At 36.4% G+C, this 24621-nt stretch carries 23 protein-coding genes; 10 read left to right on the plus strand and 13 right to left on the minus strand.

The window, feature by feature from the left end:
* Positions 1–2: 2 nt before the first annotated feature.
* Complete coding sequence (gene obgE, locus U8519_RS02625) at positions 3–1292, minus strand: GTPase ObgE (protein WP_334328770.1); 1290 nt, start codon at positions 1290–1292, stop codon at positions 3–5.
* Positions 1293–1497: 205 nt separating this feature from the next.
* Between obgE and U8519_RS02630 the strand changes: the two genes are divergently transcribed.
* The 4 genes from U8519_RS02630 (at position 1498) to U8519_RS02645 (ending at position 5966) form a co-directional block, all read left to right on the plus strand.
* Positions 1498–2256 carry a DeoR/GlpR family DNA-binding transcription regulator gene (locus U8519_RS02630; protein ID WP_442892110.1) on the plus strand — a complete coding sequence of 253 codons (759 nt, stop codon included), beginning with the start codon at positions 1498–1500 and terminating at the stop codon, positions 2254–2256.
* Positions 2257–3180, plus strand: coding sequence for a 1-phosphofructokinase (gene pfkB / locus U8519_RS02635; protein WP_334328771.1), 924 nt, complete (start codon positions 2257–2259; stop codon positions 3178–3180).
* A 15-nt stretch (positions 3181–3195) separates the two neighbouring features.
* Positions 3196–5145 (plus strand): PTS fructose transporter subunit IIABC, encoded by a 1950-nt coding sequence (locus tag U8519_RS02640; protein WP_334328772.1) that lies wholly within the window; start codon positions 3196–3198, stop codon positions 5143–5145.
* Between the two features lie 122 nt (positions 5146–5267).
* Positions 5268–5966, plus strand: a complete 699-nt coding sequence (locus tag U8519_RS02645) for a DUF3862 domain-containing protein (protein WP_334328773.1) — start codon at positions 5268–5270, stop codon at positions 5964–5966.
* Between the two features lie 523 nt (positions 5967–6489).
* Here U8519_RS02645 and U8519_RS02650 read toward each other — a convergent pair.
* The 4 genes from U8519_RS02650 to uvrC all read right to left on the minus strand — a co-directional run bounded on the left by U8519_RS02650 (position 6490) and on the right by uvrC (position 12606).
* Positions 6490–7494, minus strand: coding sequence for a LacI family DNA-binding transcriptional regulator (locus U8519_RS02650; protein WP_334328774.1), 1005 nt, complete (start codon positions 7492–7494; stop codon positions 6490–6492).
* Positions 7495–7530: 36 nt separating this feature from the next.
* Entirely contained in the window at positions 7531–8916 is a 1386-nt protein-coding gene (locus tag U8519_RS02655; RefSeq protein WP_334328775.1) for an SLC45 family MFS transporter, read from the minus strand.
* Positions 8917–8937: 21 nt separating this feature from the next.
* Positions 8938–10614 (minus strand): alpha-glucosidase, encoded by a 1677-nt coding sequence (locus U8519_RS02660; protein ID WP_334328776.1) that lies wholly within the window; start codon positions 10612–10614, stop codon positions 8938–8940.
* A gap of 174 nt (positions 10615–10788) precedes the next feature.
* Positions 10789–12606, minus strand: coding sequence for an excinuclease ABC subunit UvrC (gene uvrC / locus U8519_RS02665; protein ID WP_334328777.1), 1818 nt, complete (start codon positions 12604–12606; stop codon positions 10789–10791).
* 160 nt (positions 12607–12766) lie between these two features.
* Here uvrC and U8519_RS02670 point away from each other — a divergent pair, with 160 nt between their 5' ends.
* Positions 12767–12919 carry an SPJ_0845 family protein gene (locus U8519_RS02670; RefSeq protein ID WP_155832091.1) on the plus strand — a complete coding sequence of 51 codons (153 nt, stop codon included), beginning with the start codon at positions 12767–12769 and terminating at the stop codon, positions 12917–12919.
* A gap of 135 nt (positions 12920–13054) precedes the next feature.
* On the opposite strand, the gene U8519_RS02675 is transcribed toward U8519_RS02670, so the two are convergent.
* The 3 genes from U8519_RS02675 to pfkB (U8519_RS02685) form a co-directional block, all read right to left on the minus strand.
* On the minus strand, positions 13055–13534 hold the full coding sequence (locus U8519_RS02675; RefSeq protein WP_334328778.1) for a hypothetical protein: 480 nt from the start codon (positions 13532–13534) through the stop codon (positions 13055–13057).
* Positions 13535–13628: 94 nt separating this feature from the next.
* Complete coding sequence (locus tag U8519_RS02680) at positions 13629–14339, minus strand: MgtC/SapB family protein (RefSeq protein ID WP_442892111.1); 711 nt, start codon at positions 14337–14339, stop codon at positions 13629–13631.
* A 105-nt stretch (positions 14340–14444) separates the two neighbouring features.
* Positions 14445–15374, minus strand: coding sequence for a 1-phosphofructokinase (gene pfkB / locus U8519_RS02685; protein WP_334328780.1), 930 nt, complete (start codon positions 15372–15374; stop codon positions 14445–14447).
* 121 nt (positions 15375–15495) lie between these two features.
* Between pfkB (U8519_RS02685) and U8519_RS02690 the strand changes: the two genes are divergently transcribed.
* The gene (locus tag U8519_RS02690) at positions 15496–15840 is read left to right on the plus strand and encodes a MurR/RpiR family transcriptional regulator (RefSeq protein WP_334328781.1); all 345 of its coding nucleotides are present in this window, start codon (positions 15496–15498) and stop codon (positions 15838–15840) included.
* A gap of 85 nt (positions 15841–15925) precedes the next feature.
* Here the strand turns inward: U8519_RS02690 and U8519_RS02695 are convergent, their stop codons facing one another.
* Entirely contained in the window at positions 15926–17173 is a 1248-nt protein-coding gene (locus tag U8519_RS02695; protein ID WP_334328782.1) for an RNA-guided endonuclease InsQ/TnpB family protein, read from the minus strand.
* A gap of 202 nt (positions 17174–17375) precedes the next feature.
* On the opposite strand from U8519_RS02695, the gene U8519_RS02700 reads away from it, so the two are divergent.
* Complete coding sequence (locus U8519_RS02700; RefSeq protein WP_334328783.1) at positions 17376–17834, plus strand: SIS domain-containing protein; 459 nt, start codon at positions 17376–17378, stop codon at positions 17832–17834.
* A gap of 6 nt (positions 17835–17840) precedes the next feature.
* On the opposite strand, the gene U8519_RS02705 is transcribed toward U8519_RS02700, so the two are convergent.
* The 3 genes from U8519_RS02705 to U8519_RS02715 all read right to left on the minus strand — a co-directional run bounded on the left by U8519_RS02705 (position 17841) and on the right by U8519_RS02715 (position 20309).
* On the minus strand, positions 17841–18311 hold the full coding sequence (locus tag U8519_RS02705; protein WP_334328784.1) for a low molecular weight protein-tyrosine-phosphatase: 471 nt from the start codon (positions 18309–18311) through the stop codon (positions 17841–17843).
* A gap of 3 nt (positions 18312–18314) precedes the next feature.
* A complete protein-coding gene (locus U8519_RS02710; RefSeq protein WP_334328785.1) occupies positions 18315–18608 on the minus strand; it encodes a helix-turn-helix domain-containing protein in 294 nt (97 codons plus the stop codon).
* Positions 18609–19430: 822 nt separating this feature from the next.
* On the minus strand, positions 19431–20309 hold the full coding sequence (locus U8519_RS02715) for a LysR family transcriptional regulator (protein WP_334328786.1): 879 nt from the start codon (positions 20307–20309) through the stop codon (positions 19431–19433).
* A gap of 117 nt (positions 20310–20426) precedes the next feature.
* Here U8519_RS02715 and U8519_RS02720 point away from each other — a divergent pair, with 117 nt between their 5' ends.
* Both U8519_RS02720 and U8519_RS02725 read left to right on the plus strand, forming a co-directional pair.
* The gene (locus tag U8519_RS02720) at positions 20427–22052 is read left to right on the plus strand and encodes a malolactic enzyme (RefSeq protein WP_334328787.1); all 1626 of its coding nucleotides are present in this window, start codon (positions 20427–20429) and stop codon (positions 22050–22052) included.
* Between the two features lie 34 nt (positions 22053–22086).
* Positions 22087–23049: an AEC family transporter gene (locus tag U8519_RS02725; RefSeq protein WP_334328788.1), complete on the plus strand. Its 963-nt coding sequence runs from the start codon at positions 22087–22089 to the stop codon at positions 23047–23049.
* 61 nt (positions 23050–23110) lie between these two features.
* On the opposite strand, the gene U8519_RS02730 is transcribed toward U8519_RS02725, so the two are convergent.
* Positions 23111–23575, minus strand: a complete 465-nt coding sequence (locus U8519_RS02730) for a DUF7679 family protein (protein WP_334328789.1) — start codon at positions 23573–23575, stop codon at positions 23111–23113.
* 234 nt (positions 23576–23809) lie between these two features.
* On the opposite strand from U8519_RS02730, the gene U8519_RS02735 reads away from it, so the two are divergent.
* Positions 23810–24538: an alpha/beta hydrolase gene (locus U8519_RS02735; RefSeq protein ID WP_334328790.1), complete on the plus strand. Its 729-nt coding sequence runs from the start codon at positions 23810–23812 to the stop codon at positions 24536–24538.
* The last annotated feature ends 83 nt before the right edge of the window (positions 24539–24621 follow it).

The raw sequence follows: 24621 nt of genomic DNA on the forward strand, positions 1-24621 counted from the left end.
CCCTAAATAAATTCAAACGTGAAATCAAGAATTGTTACAGAATCTCCAGATTGTGCCCCTGCCTTCATAAGACCATCTTCAATACCCATGCTCTTAAGTTGACGTGCAAATCTCATAATTCCATCTTGATGATCTAGATTACTTCTTTGTAGAAGCAATTCAACATCGTGTCCCTTAACGATGTAGCTGTGTTCATCTTCTTTTTCGATAGTGAACTTATCAGCTTTTGATTCATAATTGTATTCTTTGGTTTCATCTGATTGAACATCAAAGTGAATAGGTTCAGCTTTTGAAAGAACCTCACTAGTATGATTCATTAAATCTTTGACACCAGTATGCTGAATACTTGAAATTGGGAAAATATCAACATCGTGACCGTCAGAATGTGCAAGCAATTGTTTCTTGAATTCTTCCATTCTTTCTTCTGAGCCATCAATATCTAGTTTTGTCGGCACGATTACTTCTGGTCGACTCAAAATATTTTCGTCATAATTACCCAATTCTTCACGAATTGCTACGTAATCTTCATATGGATCACGTCCATTCTCAGGATCCATATCAACAAGGTGAAGAATAACACGCGTACGTTCAACGTGACGTAAGAATTGAATACCCAATCCTACACCATTTGATGCACCTTCGATCAAACCAGGAAGATCGGCAATAACAAAATCTTGACCGTTATCTAATTTAACCATACCCAAATTAGGTGAAAGTGTCGTAAAGTGATATGCTGCAATTTTTGGTTTGGCTGAAGTAGCAACTGACAATAAGGTTGACTTCCCAACTGATGGGAATCCGACCAAACCTACATCAGCAATTAGCTTCAATTCAAGACGTAAGTGGATCTCTTGTCCTGGTTCACCATTTTCAGCAACTTCTGGTGCCCTATTCTTGGAGTTAGCGAAGTGAATATTTCCACGTCCACCATCGCCACCTTTAGCAACAACCAATTCCTGATTGTGTTCAATAAGATCACCGATCAGCTTACCAGTGTCTTCATTATATACAGATGTTCCAGCTGGCACATTGATATATACAGGATCAGCCTTATGGCCATACATTCCCTTTATCTGACCGTTTTGGCCTGGTTGTGCTTTAAAGATACGTTTGTATCTGAAGTCCATCAAAGTATTCATACCTTCATGAGCTTTTAATATGATGTCACCACCGCGACCGCCGTCGCCACCGGCTGGTCCACCTAGTGGAACATATTTTTCATGGCGAAAGGCAACGGCTCCGTCGCCACCTTTACCAGATCTAACGGTGATTTTAACGTTATCTACAAACATTAAAACCCCCCTTTCTAAACATAGTTATCATTTTTAAATTTTAGCACAAAAATAGATATCATTATACGTTGAATAAAAACAATTACATTATTGGAAACGTAATAACAATGATTCATTTTAACCGTTATTGAAGTTTTTTGAAAGAATTTGAATGATATTGGTTGATTTTGGATGAATTTGATGTATTATATTGTGGTGAGGTGATATGAAAGTGCTTACTGAAGAGAGACAACAAATTATACTAGAGCAATTAAAAATTCATAATATTGTTAAATTGCATGATTTGATGCCCCTGACAGGGGCATCTGAATCAACACTCAGACGTGATCTTCAAGATTTGGAAAATTGCCATAAGTTACTAAGAATTCATGGTGGTGCACAAAATGTTATTTCTCTACACGAGGAACCTGCTGTTTCGCAAAAGGCTACTGTTCATTTAGATGAAAAGAAAGCTATTGGACGGGCTGCAGCTGGCCAAGTTAGAAATCAAGAAGTAATATTTTTAGATTCGGGATCTACCGTTCAATTCATGATTCCCTATCTTATTGAACACAAGGATCTGTTGGTCATTACAAATAGTGTCGACAACGCCTCAATGCTCGCTGATTATGATATTGATACATTCTTGCCTGGTGGTAAGTTGAAATCGTCAACCAAGGCATTAGTGGGATCTACCATGGTTCAAACATTGGAAACATATCATTTTGATAAATGTTTCTTAGGTACTAATGGTTTTTCAATCGATTCAGGATATACGACCCCTGATCCAGAAGAATCAGCAATCAAGCATTTAGTATTACAACAATCCAATCAAGTATTTATTCTTTCAGATAATTCAAAGTACTGCCAAGTCAGCTTTAGTAAATTTGCCGACTTGAAAGATGCTACATTAATTACCAACGAATTACCAGCAAAAGAATCGGGATTGTTAAATAAAAAAGCAAAAATTATGGAGGTAAACTAATTGATTTATACAATTACAGCAAATCCATCGATTGATTATGTTTTACAATTGAAGGCTTTGAATAACGGTGAAGTTAACAGAACTACTAGCGATGTTAAACTTCCCGGTGGCAAGGGAATCAACGTTTCACGCATTCTTAAAGAGTTGGACATTGATTCTACTGCTTTGGGGTTTGTCGGTGGAGCTACTGGTGAAATGTTCAAGAGTCTGCTTGACCAACATGAATTGAAAACAAACTTTACTACTGTTAAAGAAGATACACGTATCAACGTTAAGGTCAATGCAGTTGAACAAGATGAAGAAACAGAGATCAACGGAATGGGACCTGCTATTTCATCTGATGAAAAGGAACAATTTGTTTCTCAACTCAAATCAGTTGGTAATGGTGACGTAGTTATCATGTCTGGTAGTCTACCAAAACAATTGCCAGAAACTTTCTACTTAGATATTGCCAAAATGATTCAAGCTCAAGGTGCTGATTTTGTTATCGATACTACTGGACAAGCATTGTTAGACACATTGCCTTTGCATCCCCTAGTCGTTAAACCAAACAATCACGAATTAGCCGACCTCTTCAAAACAACTTTCAATTCTGATCAAGAAATAATCGATCATGCCAAAAAGTTGTTAGAGCAAGGTGCTAAGCATGTTCTTGTCTCAATGGCCGGAGATGGTGCCCTACTAGTAACAAGGGACCATACATACAAAGCTAATGCACCTAAGGGAACTGTTATCAATTCAGTTGGTGCTGGCGATTCTATGATTGCTGGTTTTGCTGGAACATTCATGCAAACTAACGATCCGATCGAAAGTTTCCACATCGGCGCTGCTTGTGGTTCTGCCACAGCTTTCAGTCAAGATATCGCTATTAAAGAAAAAATTGATGAAGTTTATAAAGCAATTAATATCACGGAATTAAGTTAAGGGAGGGACTTATTCATGGATCTAAAACAATTATTACTTAAAGACGCCATGATCATGGATCTTAAAGCTACTACTAAAGAAGAAGCTATTGAGGAAATGGTCGACAAGTATTATCAAGTCGGTGTTATCAACGACAAAGACTTATACAAGTCAGATATTTTAAAACGTGAAGCTCAAACAAGTACTGGTATCGGTGATGGGATCGCCATGCCACACGCTCGTGACAAAGCTGTTCAACGTGCTACCGTATTATTTGCAAAGAGTGCTAAGGGAATTGACTACAAATCACTAGATGGTCAACCTGCTTACCTATTCTTTATGATTGCTGCTCCAGATGGTGCTGACAATCTTCACTTACAAGCACTTGCCGCACTATCATCACTACTTATCAACCCAGATCTAGTTGCTAACTTGAAAAAAGCAACTACTGCTGATGAAGTTCAAAAATTATTCGATGATGCAATGGCTGCTAAGGAAGCTAAAGATAAAGCTGATGAAGAAAAACAGGCTGCCAAAGAAAAAGCCGCAAAAGCTGCTGCCGCTGCTGGCTCAAATGACAACGAAAAACCTTTCGTCGTAGCCGTTACAGCTTGTCCTACTGGTATTGCACATACATACATGGCTGAAGCTGCTCTTAAAGAACAAGCTGAAAAAATGGGTGTTGACATTAAAGTCGAAACAAATGGTTCTGAGGGTGTTAAGCATAAGTTAACATCAGATGAGATCAAACGTGCAGCTGGTGTTATTATCGCTGCTGATAAAAAAGTTGATATGCCACGTTTTGATGGCAAGCACTTAGTTAACCGTCCTGTCTCAGATGGTATCAACAAAGCTGAAGAATTGATCAACTTAGCTACTGAACAAAAAGCTCCTGTCTTCCATTCCGAAGGTGGAGCTGCAGAAGACGAAGAATCAACAGAATCTAAGTCACTATGGTCAAAAATCTATGCTGACTTAATGAATGGTATTTCAAATATGCTTCCATTCGTTGTTGGTGGTGGTATTTTGATGGCCATCTCATTCTTACTTGAAAACTCAGTTGGAGCACATTCACAATGGTTCTTGTTCTTCAACAACGTTGGTAACTATGCATTTAGCTTCTTGATCCCTGTTTTAGCTGCCTATATCGCTGTATCAATTGGTGATCGTCCTGCTTTACTACCTGGTTTCGTTGGTGGTTACATGGCATCACAAGCTACTGCTTCAGTTGTTTCATCTAAGAGTCCTGCCGGATTCATCGGTGGTCTACTTGCTGGTTTCATTGCAGGTTGGACTGTTGTCTACCTTAAGAAGGCACTCAAGAACCTTCCTAAGTCATTGGATGGTTTGAAACCCATTCTGCTATACCCTGTTCTAAGTTTACTAATCGTCGGCGCTATTATGTACTTTGCCATCGATCCTATCTTTGCCGTTGTTAACCATGCTATTACTGCATTCCTTGAATCAATGGGTACTGGTAATGCTGTTATCTTAGGTGCTTTACTTGGTGGAATGATGTCAATCGATATGGGTGGTCCTTTCAACAAGGCTGCTTACACATTCGCCATTGGTACATTTACTGCTACACAAGATGGTGCTTTGATGGCCGCTGTTATGGTCGGTGGTATGGTACCACCTCTAGCAATTGCCATTGCTACAACATTCTGGAAGAACAAGTTCACTGAGCAAGAAAGACAAGCTGGTCTATCTAACTACGTTCTTGGTATTTCATTTATCACTGAAGGTGCTATTCCATTCGCTGCTGGAGATCCACTTCACGTTATCGTCTCAAGTGTTATCGGTTCAGCAATCGGTGGTGGTCTAACACAACTATGGGGTGTCAACGTACCTGCTCCTCACGGTGGTATCTTCGTTACACCACTTGCTAATAAGCCACTAATGTATCTATTAGCTGTTATTATTGGTTCTGTTATCTCAGGTGTTATTTACGGATTATGGAAACCAGCTAAAAAAGCTGAAAAATAACTTTGAAAAAGCATTCACCTAATCGTGGATGCTTTTTTCTACTATTAATATCCCATTGTCAGTTTACCTTCAGTTACTGGTATTATAAAATTAGGTAATAGGAACATTGGGGGGATTGTTAGATGAATACAATTACGATGACTCGTGCACAATACCGTAGTCAACATCGAAAGAAGAAGCCGTTCTTTAAAAAATGGTGGTTTTGGTTACTGATTACTATTCTGATCGCATTAAGTGTAACTGGGTATTATATTTACCAAAATAATAATTCAAGTGATAAAACAGAATCCTCCTCTAAAACAACAAAACCTATTAAGAAAAATAATACTAATAACAAGGATAAAGGCGGAATCAGATTAGACAATTACAACGGCATTTACTTAAGCCAATCCGATGGTATGTCATTGGCAACATTACAAAAACTATTCGGTAATTACGCCTCTAACTCAGATAGTACGATTGGAGACGTTCAAGCAACTTCATACACTTGGAAAAAGATTGCCAACGGTGATTTAGGTGCATCTCTGATTGTTGGTTTCGTAAACGATCACGCTATCAGCAAGTCTATCTCTGGACTAAAAGTAAAGCGCAACAAAAAAATAACCCTTGATCTATACAATCAAATTCAAAACGGTCAATCTGAACAAGATGTCGTGAATTTGCTGGGTAAACCAAATGGTTACTCCGAAACTTCAGTCGAAAATACTACATCAAAAGTTTATTCCTACACCTCTGATGTTAAAGGTGAAATTGGGGCTAATATTGTTATTACCTTTACTGACGGGGCTGTAAGTAGTAAGAACCAATTGAGCGTGCAATAGTTTTTGTTGTTATATTGCCGCTGAGGGTGGGCAACAATTCCATCTGCCGTCGGACCGGTTTCAAACTACGTTTTCAACCTTGCTTGGAAGCCTGTAGTCTTCCAAGACGTCCAGTGTACTAAGCGATAAATCGCTTAGTACACTTTTACGGCGGATTCCATTGTTGTCCGCCCTCAGCTAAGTTTGTGTTATTTTTCAGTTAACATCTACTTAGCGACAAAATAATAATCTACAAAACAAAAACGCATATCACGGCAATTCGGATATATTATTTATCCACTTGTCATGATATGCATTTTTTATAATCAATAAATATTGAGCTGGAGGTCAGCAGTAATGGAATCAGTAGCGAAAATGGTGTTAATGCGGGTGGTTTTCCCACATTTACAGCACGGACGTCTTTCTTGATTTGCGGTTTGTGCAAAGCAAGAAAGCGAGATTTTAGACCGCTTTATGGCTAAAATCAGTCCCGCCACTGATGGAATTACTGCTGATCGGAAGCGGAAACCCACCAATCCAAAAATCAAACTAACTTAGTAGAATCACGTTCATCAATATAAATCGCAACTAATTGTTGGTTATTAGATAACTTCTTTTTGTTTAATACACTTTCCTCAATGCGCTGAACACCAACAACTCCCATTTCATAAAAATCCTGTGATACGCTAGTCAATTGCGGCTGAACAATTTGGCACATCTCTGTTCCATCTATACTGACGATCGACAGATCATCAGGAACAGACAGACCCAGATTACGAGCCTGATTCAAAACACCGATTGCTGCCAAATCACTTGCGGCTACGATTCCTGTCAAATCAGTGCCTTTTCCATAAGCTTTCATCGCGGCTTCCCCGGCACTGTAACTGTAATCACCCGATTGAACCCAAGAATCATCAGGTATGATATTTGCCTCACTCAATGCCTTTTTATATCCGGCTAAACGTAATCTGCCAGTATATGGAAACCCATCAATAGCAGCTAATCCAATTTTTCGATGTCCCCTATCAATCAAAAATTTAGTAGCTTCATAGCCTATTTTTTCATCATCTGAACTAACGTATGGCCGATCATCCTCAAATCCCATCGACAAAAAGCAATATGGAATATCAGATTCTTTCAGCAGATCCATATTATCGTCTGACAACGCAATCGACAGTAATAGTATGCCCATTACTGGTCGCTCAATTACGGTCAACAGTGCCTTCTTCTGTTCCTCGGCACTTGCACTATTTGAATAAACTACGATCAAGTTATAACCATTCTTAGAAGCTTCTGCTTGGATTCCGTCAATGATCTGTCCAGCAAAGTTAGTCTTTACTGAACTGACAACCGCAGCAATAACATTGCTCTGTTTCTTGACTAATTCAACTGCTGCCTGATTTTTTTTGTAACCCAATTCACGAGCCGCTTCTTTGACCTTTTCAGCAGTCTCAGAAGTATAATATTTCGATTTGTTGGACAAAACACGAGAAACGGTTGAAGGTGCCACTCCGACCTTACGTGCTATATCTTTAATCGTTGCTGACATCTAACCGTCTCCTATCAATTCGATCCAAAGTTGTTTTTATTTTCCTTCATGAACAATTGCTACTGAGAACCCACCGATAACCATGGCTACGAAACCGATTATCATCATCATGCTTTGGCTGTTACCAACCATTGGGAAGATGACGAAGCTGGCTAATGAACCGATGATCTGTGGTAAACAAACAGCAATGTTGAATAGACCTAGATATGATCCATTGTTCTTACCATCCAATGAAGTAGTTAACATAGTAAATGGTAATGTATTGATTGTAAAATTACCAATACCGTATAGGGCAAATGCTAACAATGCGATCCATTGGCTGTGAGTTGTTGCTACTATAATAATACTAATTGCATCAGCGAATAGTCCAACAGAATACCACAATTTACGTTGGTTAGCCTTAGTCTTGGCATAGAACAAGCCCCATAGTAGAGCAGCAACACTATAAAAGGCTGTCATAACACCATACCAGTTACCAGCAGCTTGGAAACCGGCTGATGATGGATTAGTTGTATTCCAAATATTGTTTGCCATGGCACCTGTTGCATATGTCCATGTGTACATGATTCCAATCCAACTGAACAATTGCACAACTGATAACTCCCAGAATGCACGTGGTGCACTCTTCAACAACTTCCATAAACTAGGTGTTTCTACTTTCTTTTGTGTATCTAACTTATGATACTTAGCATATGTCTTTGGATCGTATTCTTTAACATTAAAAATAGTTACCAAACTAGTGATCAATAACATTCCGGCACCGATCAAATATGCCCAAATAACTGTAGCCGGAACTTGTCCCTTTGGTGCAGTATTTGTCATTCCTAACTTAGTAAGAATGAATGGAAGCAAAGCGGCTAAAATACCACCGGCGTAACTAAAGATTTGTTGCCAAGACCATGCCAAGTTCTTTTGATCCTCATTAACCATATCACCTGCCAGCATCTTGTAAGGTGCCAAACAGACGTTACTAAATAGATCCATCAGAGCAATCGCAATGGCCGCATACACTAGCGCCGTCATAGATCCGTAACCAAACCCAAACGATCCGGTAAATGGTAACATGATCATTACGATAACAGTAATAGGTGCACCTACTAATAGGTAAGGGATTCTTCTTCCCCAGCGTGTCCAAGTACTATCTGAATATTTTCCAAGTAAAGGCTGAACAAACATCCCTAACAATGGAGGTAATAAGAAGAACCAACCTAAACTATTAGGATTGACACCAATTGTTTGTGTGATTCTACTCATTTGTGAGCCTTGTAATGTAAAGGCCATATTGACACCGATACAACCAAATGTCATCGCAAAAATCGTCTTCATTGGTAACTTAGGCAGTGCATTATCGAAACCAAAAGTTTTTTTACTTTGTTTTGACGTGTCTAATGTATCAGTCGATTTTTCATTTTCGGCTTTCATAATAATAATTCCTTCTTTTAACTAAAATTGATAAACCTTGGCTTCATATGGACGAAGATCATCACCTGAATCATCTGAGTAATTACCGATCAATAACTTAGCATCTTTCGGAATATCGTATGATCTAGTTAACTTCTTATCCGTGTAGTTAAGAATTACTAATAAAGTAGTATCCTTATCTTTTCTCGTGTAAGCATAAACTTCTGGATCACTATCATTTCCATCAACCAAGTCGTATTTACCATCAGTGATCACTGGCATTGTGTGACGCAATTTAATAAGTTCTTGATAATAATAGAAGATAGAATTCTTATCATTTAATGCCTGCTCGACATTGATCTCTTTATATTTGGGATTCATATGTTCCCAAGGTTTTCCAGTTGAAAATCCTGCATTTTCACTAGCATCCCATTGCATAGGAGTACGGGCATTGTCACGACTGTGCATTCCCATATACTTCAACATAGTTGGTCCATCTAACAAGTGTTGTTCATCAACGATTTGGTGATATGAATTGATTGAATCCAAGTCCACATAGTCACTTAAATTTTTGAAGTAGGCATTTGTCATACCGATTTCTTCACCCTCAAAAATATAAGGTGTTCCTTGTTGGAAATGTAACATTGTAGCTAACATCTTGGCACTTAAGACACGATATTCTTCAGTGCTGTCGTTACCAAATCTTGATACAACACGAGGTTGATCATGATTGTTCCAGTATAGTGAGTTCCAAGCTTCGCCGTACAATGATTTTTGCCATTTTGTTAGATTATTACGTAGATCAGTTAGTGATACTTTACGGTCTGACCAACGTCCTAAAGCGGGATTCTTATTTCCATCTAATCCCATATGTTCAAATTGGAAAACCATATTCAGTTCATTACCACTTAAGTTTGAATATCTCTTAGCTTCATCCGTAGTAACGGCCGGTGCTTCACCGACAGTGACCATCTTATGCTTGCTCATGACATTCTTATTCATTTCCTGTAAGAATTCATGGATACGATGACCGTTAGCAACTAATGGTTCTGGGTTAGCGTATAATTCGTCTTTTTGTTTAATAGCATCAGGTAAGCCTTCTGGTTTAGAAATATAATTGATAACATCCATTCTGAAACCATCTACACCCTTATCAGCCCACCAGTTCATCATGTCGTAGACAGAATGACGTACATTGGGATTCTCCCAATTCAGATCTGGTTGTTGTGGGGCAAACAAGTGTAAGTAATATTGGCCTGATTGCTCGTCATATTTCCAGGCAGGGCCCATGAAGAAAGAACCCCAGTTGTTAGGTGCCTTGCCATCTTTACCATCACGCCAAATATAATAATCACGGTATGGATTATCCTTGCCCTTACGTGATTCTTGGAACCACTTGTGCTCATCTGAAGTATGGTTTACAACAAGATCCATCATGATCTTCAAACCAAGACTGTGAGCTTTCTCAAGTAATTTATCAAAATCACTCATATTACCAAAATCTGGATTAATGGCACGATAATCAGAAATATCATAACCATTATCAACTTGAGGAGATTTGTAGATGGGGCTCAACCAAACAATATCTACTCCTAATTTTTTAATATAATCTAGTCGTTTAGTGATACCAGGTAAATCGCCAATTCCATCTCCGTTACTATCTTGATAACTAGCTGGATAAACTTGATATACTACTGCATTACTCCACCATTTTTCCAAAATACATCTTCCTATTCTATTAACTTTTTAATTTAAGCAAACGTTTGCGCAAATAAAATGTAACCTCTTTCATTAATTTTGTCAATAGAACTTTTTGAATAACTTAACTCAAAATAAAAAAGCAATGTCCACCAACCGCTTAATGATTTGGTTTGACATTGCTTTAATATTTTTTTAACCTTTACTATATTTTTTATGAAAATCCGTACTTGCTAAGGTGATTTTGATTGTTTGAGCGGTTGTCTTAGAAATACCTAATGCTGTTAAATCATCGATCGAGGCATCTTTCATCTTTTTAACTGAACCAAATTTCTTTAACAATTTGTTTCTGGTTTTTGGACCAACACCTTGAATTCCATCCAATCTGGATGACAGAGCATTCTTACTTCTAGTCTTACGTTGGAAGGTAATCGCAAATCTATGTACCTCATCTTGAATTCGTTGTAATAAGTAGAATCCTTGACTCTTACGATCCAATGGAACTACTTCTCCATTCTCGCCAAAAATCAAATGTGAAGTATTATGATGATTGTCCTTAACCATACCAGCGACAGGAATATTTATTCCCAATTCATTCTGGAGAACATCCATCACCGCACGCAATTCAATGATCCCACCATCCATAAGGATCAAGTCGGGAAGATTTCCTTCCTCCTTAAGGACCCGAGAATAACGCCGATAAACTACTTCACGCGTGTTAGCAGCTTCATCAGCACCTGACTGATGCTCAACTTCACCTTTGATCTTGTACTTACGATAATTACTCTTTTCCGGTCGACCATCAACGAACTGAACCATCGCCGAAACTGGATTTGTTCCCTGAATATGCGAATGATCAAACGATTCGATCACGTGACCATATGGCAATCCGATTGCCTCAAAAATCTGCTTTTGAGCTCCATAAGTCTGACGGTTATCTAATTCCATTAATCTGAACTTCTCTTGCAAGACTAACTTAGAATTCTCAGCCGCCATATCCATTAGATCTTTCTTCTGACCACGTTGAGGAGTTCTGAATGGTACATTCAAAACTTCTGACAAAGTATCTTTGTCTAAATTGCTAGGAACTAATATTTCTTTGGGCATGACCTGATTACGTCGATTATAAAATTGCAAAATAAAGGTCGATAATTCTTCTTCTGGTGAGTTGATACATGCGAAGACTTTCTTCTCACGTTTCATCAATCTTGCTTGTCGAATGAAGAAAATTTGAATTGAGATCCAACCTTTTTCAACATAATAATTAAATATGTCTCGTGGTGTACTATCGTTAGAAATGATTTTTTGTTTCTCAACTGTAGTCTCAATATATTTAATTTGATCACGCAATTCTGCTGCACGTTCAAATTCTAAATTTTCAGAAGCCTTTTCCATTCTTTGTTCAAGTTTAGATTTGATTTCGCCTACATTACCGCCAAGAAATTTTTTAATTTTTTCAATTTGTTCATTGTATTTTTCTTCTGGAACTTCTTGGAAACAAGCTCCTAGACACTGTCCCATATGATAATACAAGCAAGGACGACCTAGATGTCCTTGACAGCGACGCAATGGATAAACTTTTTGTAAGAAGTTTAGTGTATTAGAAGCTGCCCAAACATTCGGATATGGTCCAAAATAATATGCACCATCTTTTTTTACTTGACCGGTGATTTCCATCTTGGGATCACGTTCATTAGTTATTTTTATATAAGGATAACCAGTACCTCGTTTTAATTTGATATTGTAATAAGGCTGATGTTTCTGGATCAATGTGATTTCAAGTAAGAATGCTTCCTTGTCATTCGAAGTAATGATCGTCTCAAAATCTCTAATTTCGGATACTAACCGTTCAGTCTTACCTTCGTGTGAACTTTTAAAATAAGAACGTACACGATTTTTGAGATTTTTGGCCTTACCAACATAAATGATTTTGGAATTTATGTCTTTCATCAAATAGCAACCGGGACGAGCTGGTAATAGGCTTAATTTATGTTCAAGATATTCAGTTGCCAAAAAATATCCCCCTTCAAAGTTACGATAATAGTTAGTAATAGCTCTTTCTATTCTACCTAATCAAAAAAAAGTTGCAAGAATTTGAGATTTTTGGAAAAAGGACTTATAATGTAGTTAATTAAAAGATAAATAATAATAAACCTGAAAGGGGCTGATACCGATGGGCTTAACAGTGAAACGCGAAGAGAATTTTGGTAGTTTGTTTGACAAATTTGCTTCACTTCCCGATGATGTCAAAAAAAACGTAGATCGAGTAGATTCTGCGGACAAGAAATCTTCTAAAAACGATAAAGATTCTAAAAGTAAAAAATAACTTCTCATATTTCAACTCTTCATCCTACATTGAAGAGTAATGCCATTTATATTACCGTCCGTTACAAATATAAAAACCCTTTTGATAGTTAAAACACCTGCCAATAAAATTGACAGGTGTTTTTTTGTCTTGTTTTTAAGAATTAGTTACTTGAATAAAGTTAGCCTTGATGACTGGTCGCATAACTTCTCTACCTTTACTGTTAGTAAAATTCTCAACATCGTTAAATTTTCCAAAAACTCGAATTTCATTCCCCGCTTCAAGTCTGGATATTCCCTTAGATAAAGTACTCAAGTCATAACTGACTTTGACATCTTTGGAACGATCATTTCGATCTAGGGAAACTATTGCAAAATCTTCATCAGATTTTAAGACTAATCCCTTTTGATAAATTTTAGTATTTTTATAAATTTGTGGATTCTCATACAAGTTATCAAACGATACGTAAACATAATTATCTTGTTCAGTTTTAAATTCTGACTCTGTCAATTGACTCGACAAGTCGTGCGAATTCTGCTTAACCTTTTGAACCTCTGCTCCGAAACTATCAATATTTAATATAAAAGCCCCACAAAGAAATAAAAACAGTAAAATAAACGCGATTCTCTTTACCATTAAATTCCCCCAATACTAAAAACTTTATCAAACAGGGAATCTTAAATCAATGTTTCTTATGATTTAAATAATTTTATATTGATATATTAATTTTTTAACCAAGATTTATAAGCTGAACTTTAGTTATGCCATCCCCAGCTGATATACCTTGTACTACATCGATATACTTCATATTATGAGGCAATTTTATCTCGTAAACGTTGGTATATGTATATGATCCATCCACTGCCTTATTAGCTCTGAAATTAACGTTTTTAACACTAATAGAATGTTCGTCAAAATAATTCAAAATAAATTTCTTGCCTTTGGTTTTGTTCAAATATTGAATTTCTACTTTTTTCAAAGGATTGACACGAACGATTTGCTTCAAGAATGCTACTACACCGTAGACCACTACAAAACTGGCTATGGCAATCGTGTAGTTACCCATACCAACTGCCAATCCTATACAGGCAACAACCCACAGACTGGCGGCAGTCGTAAGTCCCTTAATTGAATGATGCTCAACAATAATAGTTCCGGCACCTAAGAAACCAATACCACTAATAACTTGAGCAATCAGTCTTGCTTCATCAGCCCTAATAATGCCCTTATAAGCAGGATATTGGCGGGCAACTGCAATTGCATTAAATCCAATTTCTTTTTGAATCATCGCAACGATACAAGCTCCTAGACAAACTAAGATATGTGTTCTGATTCCGGCGGGTCGATGTTTGTGAGCCCGATCCCAACCGATAACTCCTGAGATTCCTGTTGCTAAAAGTAATCTTATAATTATCGTCATAATATCTAAATGTAAAGTCAATTGAAACACCTCTAGTACAACCTTACCACACAACAAATAAGACCACGATACTTAGTTTGTATCGTGGTCTTATTTAACTATTCTTTAAACAATTTCAATAACTAATTAAAAATTTTCTTCCGAAATTTTAATTTGTTTCAATAATTCTTCCAAATTAGTAAAATCTGTCAATCCTGAAGTTGCAGCAGTAGAACTTGCCGCAGCGATACTCTTCTTCAAATTATCTTCAACAGATATATTTTGTTCCATCCCTGCCAAAAATGTACCTAACATGGTATCTCCTGAACAAGCGGTATTAACAACATCGATCTTTGGTGCATTTCCAAACCAAATTCCTTGGTCATTCGCAAACATTGCACCTTTAGAACCAAGAGAAAGCAGAATATTTTGAGCGCCTTTAGTTAGAACCTTCTTAACATAACTAGCCAATTCATTTAAATCATCCGTATGATCCGCATTAAACCAAGACAACAATTCTTCGTCATTTGGTTTTAATAGGAAAGGACGATAATTTAATGTATTCAATACTTCTGGATAACTGGTATCAATTACCAAATCAAAATTTTGCTTTTGAGCCATCTTGGCTATTTCAACAATTATATTTGGTGCAATACCAGTCGAAAAACTTCCCGATACTACAAGTTTGTCTTGTTCAGTCAACGTCTTGACAATATCTAAAAATTCTTGAACTTTGTCGCCACTGACCTCTGGTCCTTTATTTACCTGCTTATATTCACTGTTAGGATTCAAAACACGCGTGAAAACATTGATTCTTGAAATCCCGTCGATATGAGTAAAATTAGTTTTGATACCCTTTTTCTGTAGTGACACCTCAATAAAATTACTTGTGAATCCACCACCAACACCAAGAGCAGTACTATTTACCCCCAGCATTTTCATAATAAATGAAACATTAACACCTTTACCATTTGGAATAATATCGTAATTATTAGTACGATTGACAACTTCCGGTTTCAATTGATCAGTTTCGATGAATAAATCAATTGCCGGATTTAAAGTACATGTGTATATCATGTCGTTGCCCCTTTCTGACTATCTATAATTAATGATACAGGTAAAAAAATGTAAATGTTTTCAAAAAATTCACTTAATACGTCTATAATTGAAAATATCATAACAATCTTGGGTGAAATAAATGACAAAAAAATTAAGTAATTCTGAATCATACTTATGGAAATATATTCAAAATCATTTAGAAGAAATACCAGCATTATCGATAATCAAATTGAGTGAACAAGCTAATGTTTCAACTGCTACTATCGTTAGGACTATGAAAAAGATGGGCTACGAAGGATACACTAACTTCCGCCAAAAGCTACTTGTTAATCGACAAAACAGTCCCAAATATGAAAACCTCGAACGGGTAGATCATGATATTAAACAAGCTATTCTGAAAAATGAATGTCAACTACTCGGCACTAAAGTACCGAGTTTGCAAGAATACGTAATCCTAAGAGTGCGTACATTACAATTTACCTAGATACGCCGTTGCCTAATCAGATTAGGTCTTACATGGTAATTACCAAGGTCTTTATAGTCCGCAAGTTGCCGAACGGACTGTTTATTTAAGCTATTTCTTTCAATCCTTTTTCCAAAATATTTCTTGCAGCGTTGTGATCTCTGATGTGGAATGTATTACAGTTTGGACACGTCCACTTTCTATCTTTCAATGTCAGATGCTCATTATCTTTCATCAAGTAACCACAATCAGAGCACGTCTGAGTAGTGTTGTAAGGATTGATTTTTACAAAAGTTTTACCATATAGCATAGCTTTATACTCCAGTTGTTTTAGGAATGTTCTCCAACCAACATCGGAAATACTCATAGCTAAAGCGTGATTCTTCAACATATTCTTACTTGATAAGTCTTCCGCAACTACCAAATCGTGGTTCTTGATAAGTGTAGTTGAAAGATTGTTTAAAAAGTTTGAACGTTGATTCATGACTGACTTTTGTAATTTGGATACTAGTAAACGTTGTTTCTGATAGTTCTTAGAATCGATAAGTTTACGATGTTCTTTCTTAGCACGAACTTGCCTCAAAGATAACTTTCGTTGCGCTTTGGCTAGTTTACCTTGGATACGGCGATAATATCTTGGATTACCAATAGTATCACCATTTGAATCAGTTAAGAAATTATCAGTATTAAGATCAATTCCGATACTTGAACTAGTTTTAGCTGGTTTGTCAACGAATGGTTGATTGGAACCCAATTGCATTGATATGTAGTAGTTACCGATTGAATCTTTCGAGACAGTCACGGTGCCAATACGAATATTTTGATTACGTTGAAGCAATCGTTTTTGTGAACCAGATACACGTATGGTACCAAGTGGAGCTATTCGGATATGTTTATTATCTAGAAACTTGATATTTCCATTCAACATATTGGGTGTAACTTTACTGGAATATCTATTAGGTAACTGGAAACTACCGCCATATCGTTTCTTGTGAAAGTTAGGTGTTCCATGAGAATGTACTTTACGGAACAGATTCCACGATGTTTGATAGGTACGTTTAGACATATTTACCACATCGGTACCAACCTTATTAGCACCAAGCCAGGTATGTAACCCGAAGATATACTTAGTAGACTTACGTTGTTTAAGATAAGCAATACGATCAGTTACTTGCTTGATTGGTAGCTTACACCTAGACAACATATACAGTTCTTTATCAATGGCAACCATTTCATTATATGCGAATCTAGAAGCATTGATATTGAGTTCAATTACTTGTTTTTGTTTGAAAGACGGATAACATTTCATCTTCAAACCATAGTGAAAAGGTAGTTCTGACATGGTTTTGCTCATCTGGTCTAGTCCTTTCATTAGGATAGATTCAGTATATCATTTAGTATTAGAAGAAGCTGCCAAATACTACCAATAATCAAAAATAAAGGGCAAAGTAACAAATATTAATAAAGGCAGTCGCTCAAGACGATAATTCCTCCTAGCACTGAAGTACTAGGTTTCCTTATCTAGCGACTCTTATGAAGTTGATAATACGCTCCATATGCTGGATATCGGTACTATTGAAGATTCAGTTCAAAAAATAAAAAATTCAAATGATATTTATATTTTTGCTAGAGGATTCTCCGAATTCATAGCGCAAGAGATGTTGGTCAAATTACAATTATTAGGTAAAAATTGTGTTTTAAGTACCGACCCAAATATCATCGTAACAATGAGTAAACGAATCAAACGTGAAGACCTAGTAATCTTTATAACTCTTAATGGTGAAACTAAAGAATTAGTTGCTGCAGCAAAAAACGTTTTTAAAAATGATGTCAGTACTATCACTATAACTACCAATAAGGAAGGTTCCATCATCCCTTACTCAGAGCTATCATTATTTGGATATAAATCTCAAACGTCTTACTTTCCAGACTATGAGGTTAGATCAAGACTACCTTTACAAGTCATTAGTCGAATATTACTCGATTCATACGCTATCAGAACCAAAAAAGAGTGATGGAAATTAATTTCCATCACTCTTTTCATCTTTCAATATCTCTAGCCACTTTGGTAATACTTCTTTTAATTGATGATAAGTACGATCAAACTTATGATCATACCACGGATCTTCAATCACTTTATCTTGATCAAGAACTTGATACGCCAAATGTATCTTTCTCACATCATTTTTCGGTGCCATTCTCTTTAGATCAGTAATATTTTGATGATCCATCCCAATAATAACATCAGCTTCATCAAAGTCTTGTCGGCTTATCTGTTGTGCATGATGATCAGAAATGTTGATCTTGTGCTTCTTTAACTCATCAACAGCACCTGGATGAGGCTTGCTTCCTATTTCATAAGTTGACGTTGCCCGAGACTGAACATCTATCTCACTATCTAGTCCATTTTCAGACACTAATTGTCTCATCATCATTTCTGCCATTGCTGAACGGCAGATGTTACCCAAACAAACAAAAATAATTTTCTTCATTATTTATTTGATCAATCCTAAACGACGTTTAACATCCTCTAATTGAGCTTCCAAAACTGGATCGCGTCTGCTTAAAATATCAAGTGCGCTAGCCTTTGGTTCGTCTTCTTTTGTTGATGATTTTTTCTCAGTCTTAGTATTCTTCTTACTTGGTTTAGCCTTTTTATCATACTTTCTAACCCATGCGGATACTTGTTGATATGAAATTCCGTATTTTTCACCGGTTGCTTTAAAGTCATTGTCATGTGCAATGGCATAGTTGGCAATTTCTATTTGTTGTTTCTCAGTGTACTTCATGCTAAAAACTCCTAAACAGCTTATTGTTTAAAATTATACCATAAATCAAGGTGCTAAAAATACGTGTTCTTAATGGATAAAGCAAATTTATAAAAAAATTAAAACAAAAAAGAGCGACCCGGGGAGGTCACTCTCTGCGCAATGAGGATGGGACATAACCGCATACCTCAACCACATGTTATCATATTATTTGATAAAAATTACAATTAAGTACAAAAAAATGGTAGCTCAGGGAGGAACTACCATCCATTAACAGAATTCTCTGTTATAAACATGAAATTATCAAAGGAGAGGAATTGTAGGATGTCCCCTCCAACAAGTAATATATCATAAAGATATATATTTTTGTAATACGTTTTTAATTATAAATACTAAAATTGAGATTTTCAGCGTCTAGAATCCTTGATATAAAAGGGATCTAGACTATTCTTTTAATATATTGCTCAATTATTTATATGATTTTCTAATATCTTGCCATTTTGTCAACTTTTAATATTAAAAGCAAAAAAGAAGCTGAAATAGCCAGCTTCTCAGGAAAAATATTAAATTGAACATGACTATCCCACAAACGAAAGTTTTAGACTCAATGTAAATATTTTCACTCTGTGAAAATCAATGAATAAAATCGGCAAATGATGGAGGAGTTGAGAGGTTTGGATAAAATAGATTGCACGATATTTACTTCAATAAATTTTCAATTTTGCATTGTTCCCAGCTACGGAACATGATCGATCCCCAATTACCAATCGGTAAATTAATTGTACCGCAATTGGACTATACCGTATACCGCAAAGTATTAATATTTTATTATTTAAAAATTTATTAATCTTTGCAACCATCACTGAAAATATCGATTATTTTGCTGAAAATCGGAGTCTTTAAAGTATTAGTACGATACACTAACAAAATATAAAATGGCGGCAGTTCAAGGTTATTAACCTTTACTTCTTGTATCCCCTCCTCCAATGAACTGGCTGTTTCAGCGATAAAACTAATACCCTTATCAGCTTTAACTAAATTAAGTAACAAATTATAATCAGATGTTTCAAAAATAACATTTGGTAGAACATTGTATTTGTCAGTAAATCTCTTAAAAACTTGTCTATGAACTGAATTATTATCAGTCAAAATAAATTCTTCTTTTAATAAATCACTCAAATCAATGGAATCACCAAAATTTCGCTTCTTAGAAGCAATCAAATTAAAATGATGTACTTTTATTATTTTATACTCTAGTTCGGCGTCTTCTGGCAGCCTTGTAGTTCCCAATAGGGAAATATCAAGACGGCCATTTTTTAATTCTGCCAATAACTCTTTTGATCCATCTACTACCTGCTCCATTTCATCTAAAAAGTTATTCTCTTTTAGCTGATCAAAAACATTAGGCAATAAATAATTCGTAATAATCGGCGGTAGACCTATTCTTATTTTCTTATCCTTTAATCTCTTAAGATCTGACTTTGCTAAATAGTCTTCTCTAATAATTCGATTAACATGTTTCAACAATTGATTTCCAGCGTACGTCAAACGAAGTGAATTTGCATAGCTCTTTCTTTCAACTAACTGAACTCCATATTCATCTTCCAATCTTTTTAATGAATACGTTATTGTAGGCTGACTGACGCCGAAGTGACGTGCTGTATCAGAAAAATTTTTTAATTCACTAAGTTTTTGGAAGTATTGCCAATCTTTTGCATTCATTGATATCCCTCACTTATAAATTTTATTTATCAATTATAACATATTTGACTATCTTTTTTATAAGAGTATATAGTAGCACTCGAAAGTTAAATGAAAGTTAATTCAGGAGGCATTTTTATGAAAGAATACAAAGGTTTAGATTTATTAAATAATCCTTTTTTGAATAAAGGAACTGCATTTACGAAAGAGGAAAGAAAGGCTAACAATCTAGAAGGTTTACTACCACCATTCGTTCAAACACTTGATCAACAAGTGGAACAAGCATACGAACAATATGGTACAAAGCCAACTCCATTAGCAAAGCGCATGTACTTGATGGATTTATTCAATGAGAATCGTACATTGTTCTTCAAGTTATTCAGTGAACACGTTTATGACTTTATGCCAGTTGTTTATGATCCAACTATCGCTGAAACAATTGAAAACTACAGTCATTTCTTCTTAGATCCACAAAATGCGGCATACTTATCGATTGATGATCCAGAAGAAATCGAGGCAACACTAAAAAACGCGGCCGGTGATCGTGATATTAAATTGATTGTTGTAACCGACGGTGAAGGAATCCTTGGTATCGGTGATTGGGGTCTTCAAGGTGTCGATATCTCAGTTGGTAAGATCATGGTTTATACAGCTGCTGCTGGAATCGATCCTAAATCAGTTTTACCAATCGTTCTTGATGTTGGTACAAACAATCAATCATTATTGAATGATGACTTGTATCTAGGTAATCATCACGAACGTATCACAGGTGACAGATACTACGATTTCGTTGACAAGTTTGTAACTAAAGCCGAAGAATTATTCCCAAATATGTATCTTCATTTTGAAGACTTCGGTCGCGACAATGCTGCCAATATTTTGAACAAATACAAAGATCAAATTTTGACCTTCAACGATGATATTCAAGGTACAGGTATTATCACGCTTGCTGGTATCTTGGGTGCCTTGAACATTTCAAAAGAAAAGTTCACTGATCAAGTCTACATGTCATTCGGGGCTGGAACTGCTGGAGCTGGTATTACTAAGCGCATCTATGACGCTATGGTCGAAGCTGGACTATCAGAAGAAGAAGCTAAGAAGCACTTCTATCTAGTAGATAAACAAGGCTTATTATTCGATGATACTGAAGGATTGACACCTGAACAAAAGCCATTCACAAGAAGCCGTAGTGAATTCACTAACGCTGACGAACTGACTAACCTTGAAGCCGCTGTTAAGGCGATCCACCCTACTATTTTAGTTGGTACATCTACCCAACCTGGTACCTTCACAGAACCAATCATCAAAGAAATGACTGCTCACACAGAACGTCCTATTATCTTCCCACTATCAAATCCAACTAAGCTTGCTGAAGCAACAGCAGAAGATTTGATCAAGTGGACTGATGGAAAGGCACTAGTTGCAACAGGTGTTCCTGCAGAACCAGTTGAACTAAATGGTGTCAATTATTACATTGGCCAAGCTAACAACGCTCTTGTATACCCTGGTTTGGGTCTCGGTGCTATGGCTGTGAATGCCAAATTACTTAGCGATGGCATGATCAACAAGGCTGCCCACTCACTAGGTGGAATCGTTGATCCAAATGAAGCTGGGGCTGCTGTATTACCTCCAGTTTCAAAACTAGATCAATTCAGTATGACAGTGGCTCTGGGTGTTGCTCAACAAGCTATCGATGAAAAACTAACAGATGCCAAGGATGCTAAAAAAGCCATCGATGACATCAAATGGGAACCTAAATATTAATTAGTTACAGTTTATAGAGAAGGGAATTTTATTAATGGAAGCATTTATCACATCACTAGAAAGTGTTGCTGAAATCGTAATCGTTATTGCTCTAGGATATTGGTTAAGAAATTCAGGACGTCTGGGTGACGAATTCAAAGGCAATATTTCATTCATTATTATGAAGATTGCTTTACCTGCATCAATCTTTGTCTCAGTGTTGAAATACTTAACACGTGACAAATTATCTACTTTGACAGGCGGATTAATCTTTGCCTTTGCCAGCTTTGCATGTAGTTACCTAATTGCATGGATCTTGACCAAAGTATTTCGTATTAAAAAAGGTCGTCGTGGAACATTTATCAACATGTTTGCCAATGCAAATACAATTTTCATTGGACTACCACTGAACATGGCATTATTCGGTACAAAGAGTTTGCCTTACTTCCTTGTTTACTATGTTATGAATACAATTTCAACTTGGGCTGTCGGTGTATTATTCATCTCAGCTGATGATCCAACAGTTGAAAAAGGTACTAAGAAGGATTTCAACTGGAAGAAGTTATTACCTGCTCCCCTCGTTGGATTCTTGATCTCATTAGTATTCTTACTCCTAGCAATTCCCGTTCCTGCATGGATCGATAAGACCCTTGATATGGTCGGTGGAATTGTTACACCAATGTCACTTATTTACATTGGTATTATCCTCGCCGATGCTGGATTGAAGTCAATCGGCTTTGACCATGATACTGTTCTAGCATTGCTGGGTAGATTTATCTTTGCCCCTGCAATCATGATTGGATTTGTCTTATTAGGTAAATCAATGGGCAATCCACTACCTAGTCTAGAAAGCAGCACTTTAGTAATTCAAGCAGCTGCCCCAGGACTAGCTGTACTGCCCATCCTAGTTGGACAATCACATGGTGACGTTGAATACGCTACTAATGTGGTCACAACCTCAACTGTGTTATTCGTTATCGTTGTTCCAATCTTGATGCAAATCGTTAACTTTCTATAATATATAAAAATTCATCCTCCAATAAGAATATATTTATATATAGCAACAAAGAGTCCGGAAATTAATTTTTCCGGGCTCTTTTTATTCTGCGATAATGTAATTTTGTTCTAAATAAGGTCAGTATCCATACAATTTTATTCCGTTTACCAGTTTTCCAAAATTTAATATCATTAATGATCTCTAGCCTGTTCAGAAATGAATAATCATGCCGTAAATAACTGTATAGCTGGTGAATGTTCTCTGTTCCTTCCCAGTTATCTTTACTAACAAATTGACTTCTAGTACTCATAAAGCTCTTATCGATAATAAAAACAGTTTTAACCAAAGCTACAGTGATCGGTGGTTGTGCACTTGTTCTATGTGGAGCCATCTCAATATTGATCAAAGCCCCCTTCAAGACAGACTTCCAATCGTCAGACTCTTTATGGTGTGCTGTCATTGCCCTTTGGAGATCATTGGGTAATCGAAAATGAAGTATCTTGCCATCAATACGTTTGACCTTAACCGCATAATATGTTCGTCTCATTACCGATATTCACCTCAATTTGAATGAGAATCTATTCCTAATATTAACGATATACGCTCAAATTTTCCAATTAAACTTTTTATATCTATTATTATAAATAATAATGTAAACACTCAAAATAACTTCGAATAACTTATGTTATGTAACCTAAGGGCTTATTTTGACATTCCTTGACAATATTTAATTTTAGAATCAATATTGAATATGAATAAAAATCAATAACGGAGGCAATTTATGACACTATTAAGTACAAGTTTTCGTACTAACTATCTCCATACATACTTTAAAACTACCGTAGTACTTCCCGATACCGGTAAGAAAAATTACAGAGCTATCTGGTTACTTCACGGGTACACTGCTGACGATACAACATGGATGCGTAATGTGAATATCGAAAAGCTAGCAGAAAAAAACGAAATTGCGGTCATCATGCCCGAAGGAAGAAACGCATTTTATACTGATTCTGACTTCATTCCTTATTACAGCTTCTTCGTTAAAGAATTGATTCCTAAGATGCAAAACTTATTACCTATATCTGACAAAGCCGAAGACAACTATATCGGCGGTGTAAGCATGGGTGGATATGGTGCACTCAAAATTGGTTTTTCTAATCCTGATAAATTCAGTAAAATTGCAGCCATGTCACCTGTCGCTAACATTGAAAACTTCAGAAACAATCCTAAGAGCCCTATGCCTTTAGAGGCATTCGACACAATCTTTGATTCACCTGAAAAAATCGAACAAAATCAACTAATAAACATATTTAACCAATTCCATCCTAAGCAAGAAGTACTGCACCTTTGTGGTGACGAGGACTTCATGCACGATGATAATGTCGAATTGAAGAACTTCCTTACTGACAATTTGGGCACCAATTACAATTGGATGCCAGTTTCCGGAGATCATTCCTGGAATACATGGTCTGCAAATGCTGACAAAGTATTTGACTGGTTAAATAAATAATTAATTTTATAAAATTAGGAGCTGTTAGATTGCATTGTCGATTTAGCGGCTTTTATTTTGGTTTTGCTGATTTCTTGACAAGT

This window comes from Companilactobacillus sp. HBUAS59699 (assembly GCF_036913575.1).
Taxonomy (GTDB): domain Bacteria; phylum Bacillota; class Bacilli; order Lactobacillales; family Lactobacillaceae; genus Companilactobacillus.

Bases quoted from the DNA above. Each gene is read 5' to 3' on its own strand.
- U8519_RS02735 (WP_334328790.1), top strand. From the start codon at position 23,810: ATGACACTATTAAGTACAAGTTTTCGTACTAACTATCTCCATACATAC.
- pfkB (WP_334328780.1), bottom strand. From the start codon at position 15,374: ATGATATACACATGTACTTTAAATCCGGCAATTGATTTATTCATCGAA.
- obgE (WP_334328770.1), bottom strand. From the start codon at position 1,292: ATGTTTGTAGATAACGTTAAAATCACCGTTAGATCTGGTAAAGGTGGC.
- U8519_RS02670 (WP_155832091.1), top strand. From the start codon at position 12,767: ATGGGCTTAACAGTGAAACGCGAAGAGAATTTTGGTAGTTTGTTTGAC.
- U8519_RS02695 (WP_334328782.1), bottom strand. From the start codon at position 17,173: ATGAGCAAAACCATGTCAGAACTACCTTTTCACTATGGTTTGAAGATG.
- U8519_RS02690 (WP_334328781.1), top strand. From the start codon at position 15,496: ATGACAAAAAAATTAAGTAATTCTGAATCATACTTATGGAAATATATT.
- U8519_RS02710 (WP_334328785.1), bottom strand. From the start codon at position 18,608: ATGAAGTACACTGAGAAACAACAAATAGAAATTGCCAACTATGCCATT.
- U8519_RS02730 (WP_334328789.1), bottom strand. From the start codon at position 23,575: ATGAGACGAACATATTATGCGGTTAAGGTCAAACGTATTGATGGCAAG.
- U8519_RS02715 (WP_334328786.1), bottom strand. From the start codon at position 20,309: ATGAATGCAAAAGATTGGCAATACTTCCAAAAACTTAGTGAATTAAAA.
- U8519_RS02700 (WP_334328783.1), top strand. From the start codon at position 17,376: ATGCTGGATATCGGTACTATTGAAGATTCAGTTCAAAAAATAAAAAAT.
- U8519_RS02675 (WP_334328778.1), bottom strand. From the start codon at position 13,534: ATGGTAAAGAGAATCGCGTTTATTTTACTGTTTTTATTTCTTTGTGGG.
- U8519_RS02655 (WP_334328775.1), bottom strand. From the start codon at position 8,916: ATGAAAGCCGAAAATGAAAAATCGACTGATACATTAGACACGTCAAAA.
- U8519_RS02650 (WP_334328774.1), bottom strand. From the start codon at position 7,494: ATGTCAGCAACGATTAAAGATATAGCACGTAAGGTCGGAGTGGCACCT.
- U8519_RS02725 (WP_334328788.1), top strand. From the start codon at position 22,087: ATGGAAGCATTTATCACATCACTAGAAAGTGTTGCTGAAATCGTAATC.
- U8519_RS02640 (WP_334328772.1), top strand. From the start codon at position 3,196: ATGGATCTAAAACAATTATTACTTAAAGACGCCATGATCATGGATCTT.
- U8519_RS02720 (WP_334328787.1), top strand. From the start codon at position 20,427: ATGAAAGAATACAAAGGTTTAGATTTATTAAATAATCCTTTTTTGAAT.
- U8519_RS02630 (WP_442892110.1), top strand. From the start codon at position 1,498: ATGAAAGTGCTTACTGAAGAGAGACAACAAATTATACTAGAGCAATTA.
- U8519_RS02705 (WP_334328784.1), bottom strand. From the start codon at position 18,311: ATGAAGAAAATTATTTTTGTTTGTTTGGGTAACATCTGCCGTTCAGCA.
- U8519_RS02645 (WP_334328773.1), top strand. From the start codon at position 5,268: ATGAATACAATTACGATGACTCGTGCACAATACCGTAGTCAACATCGA.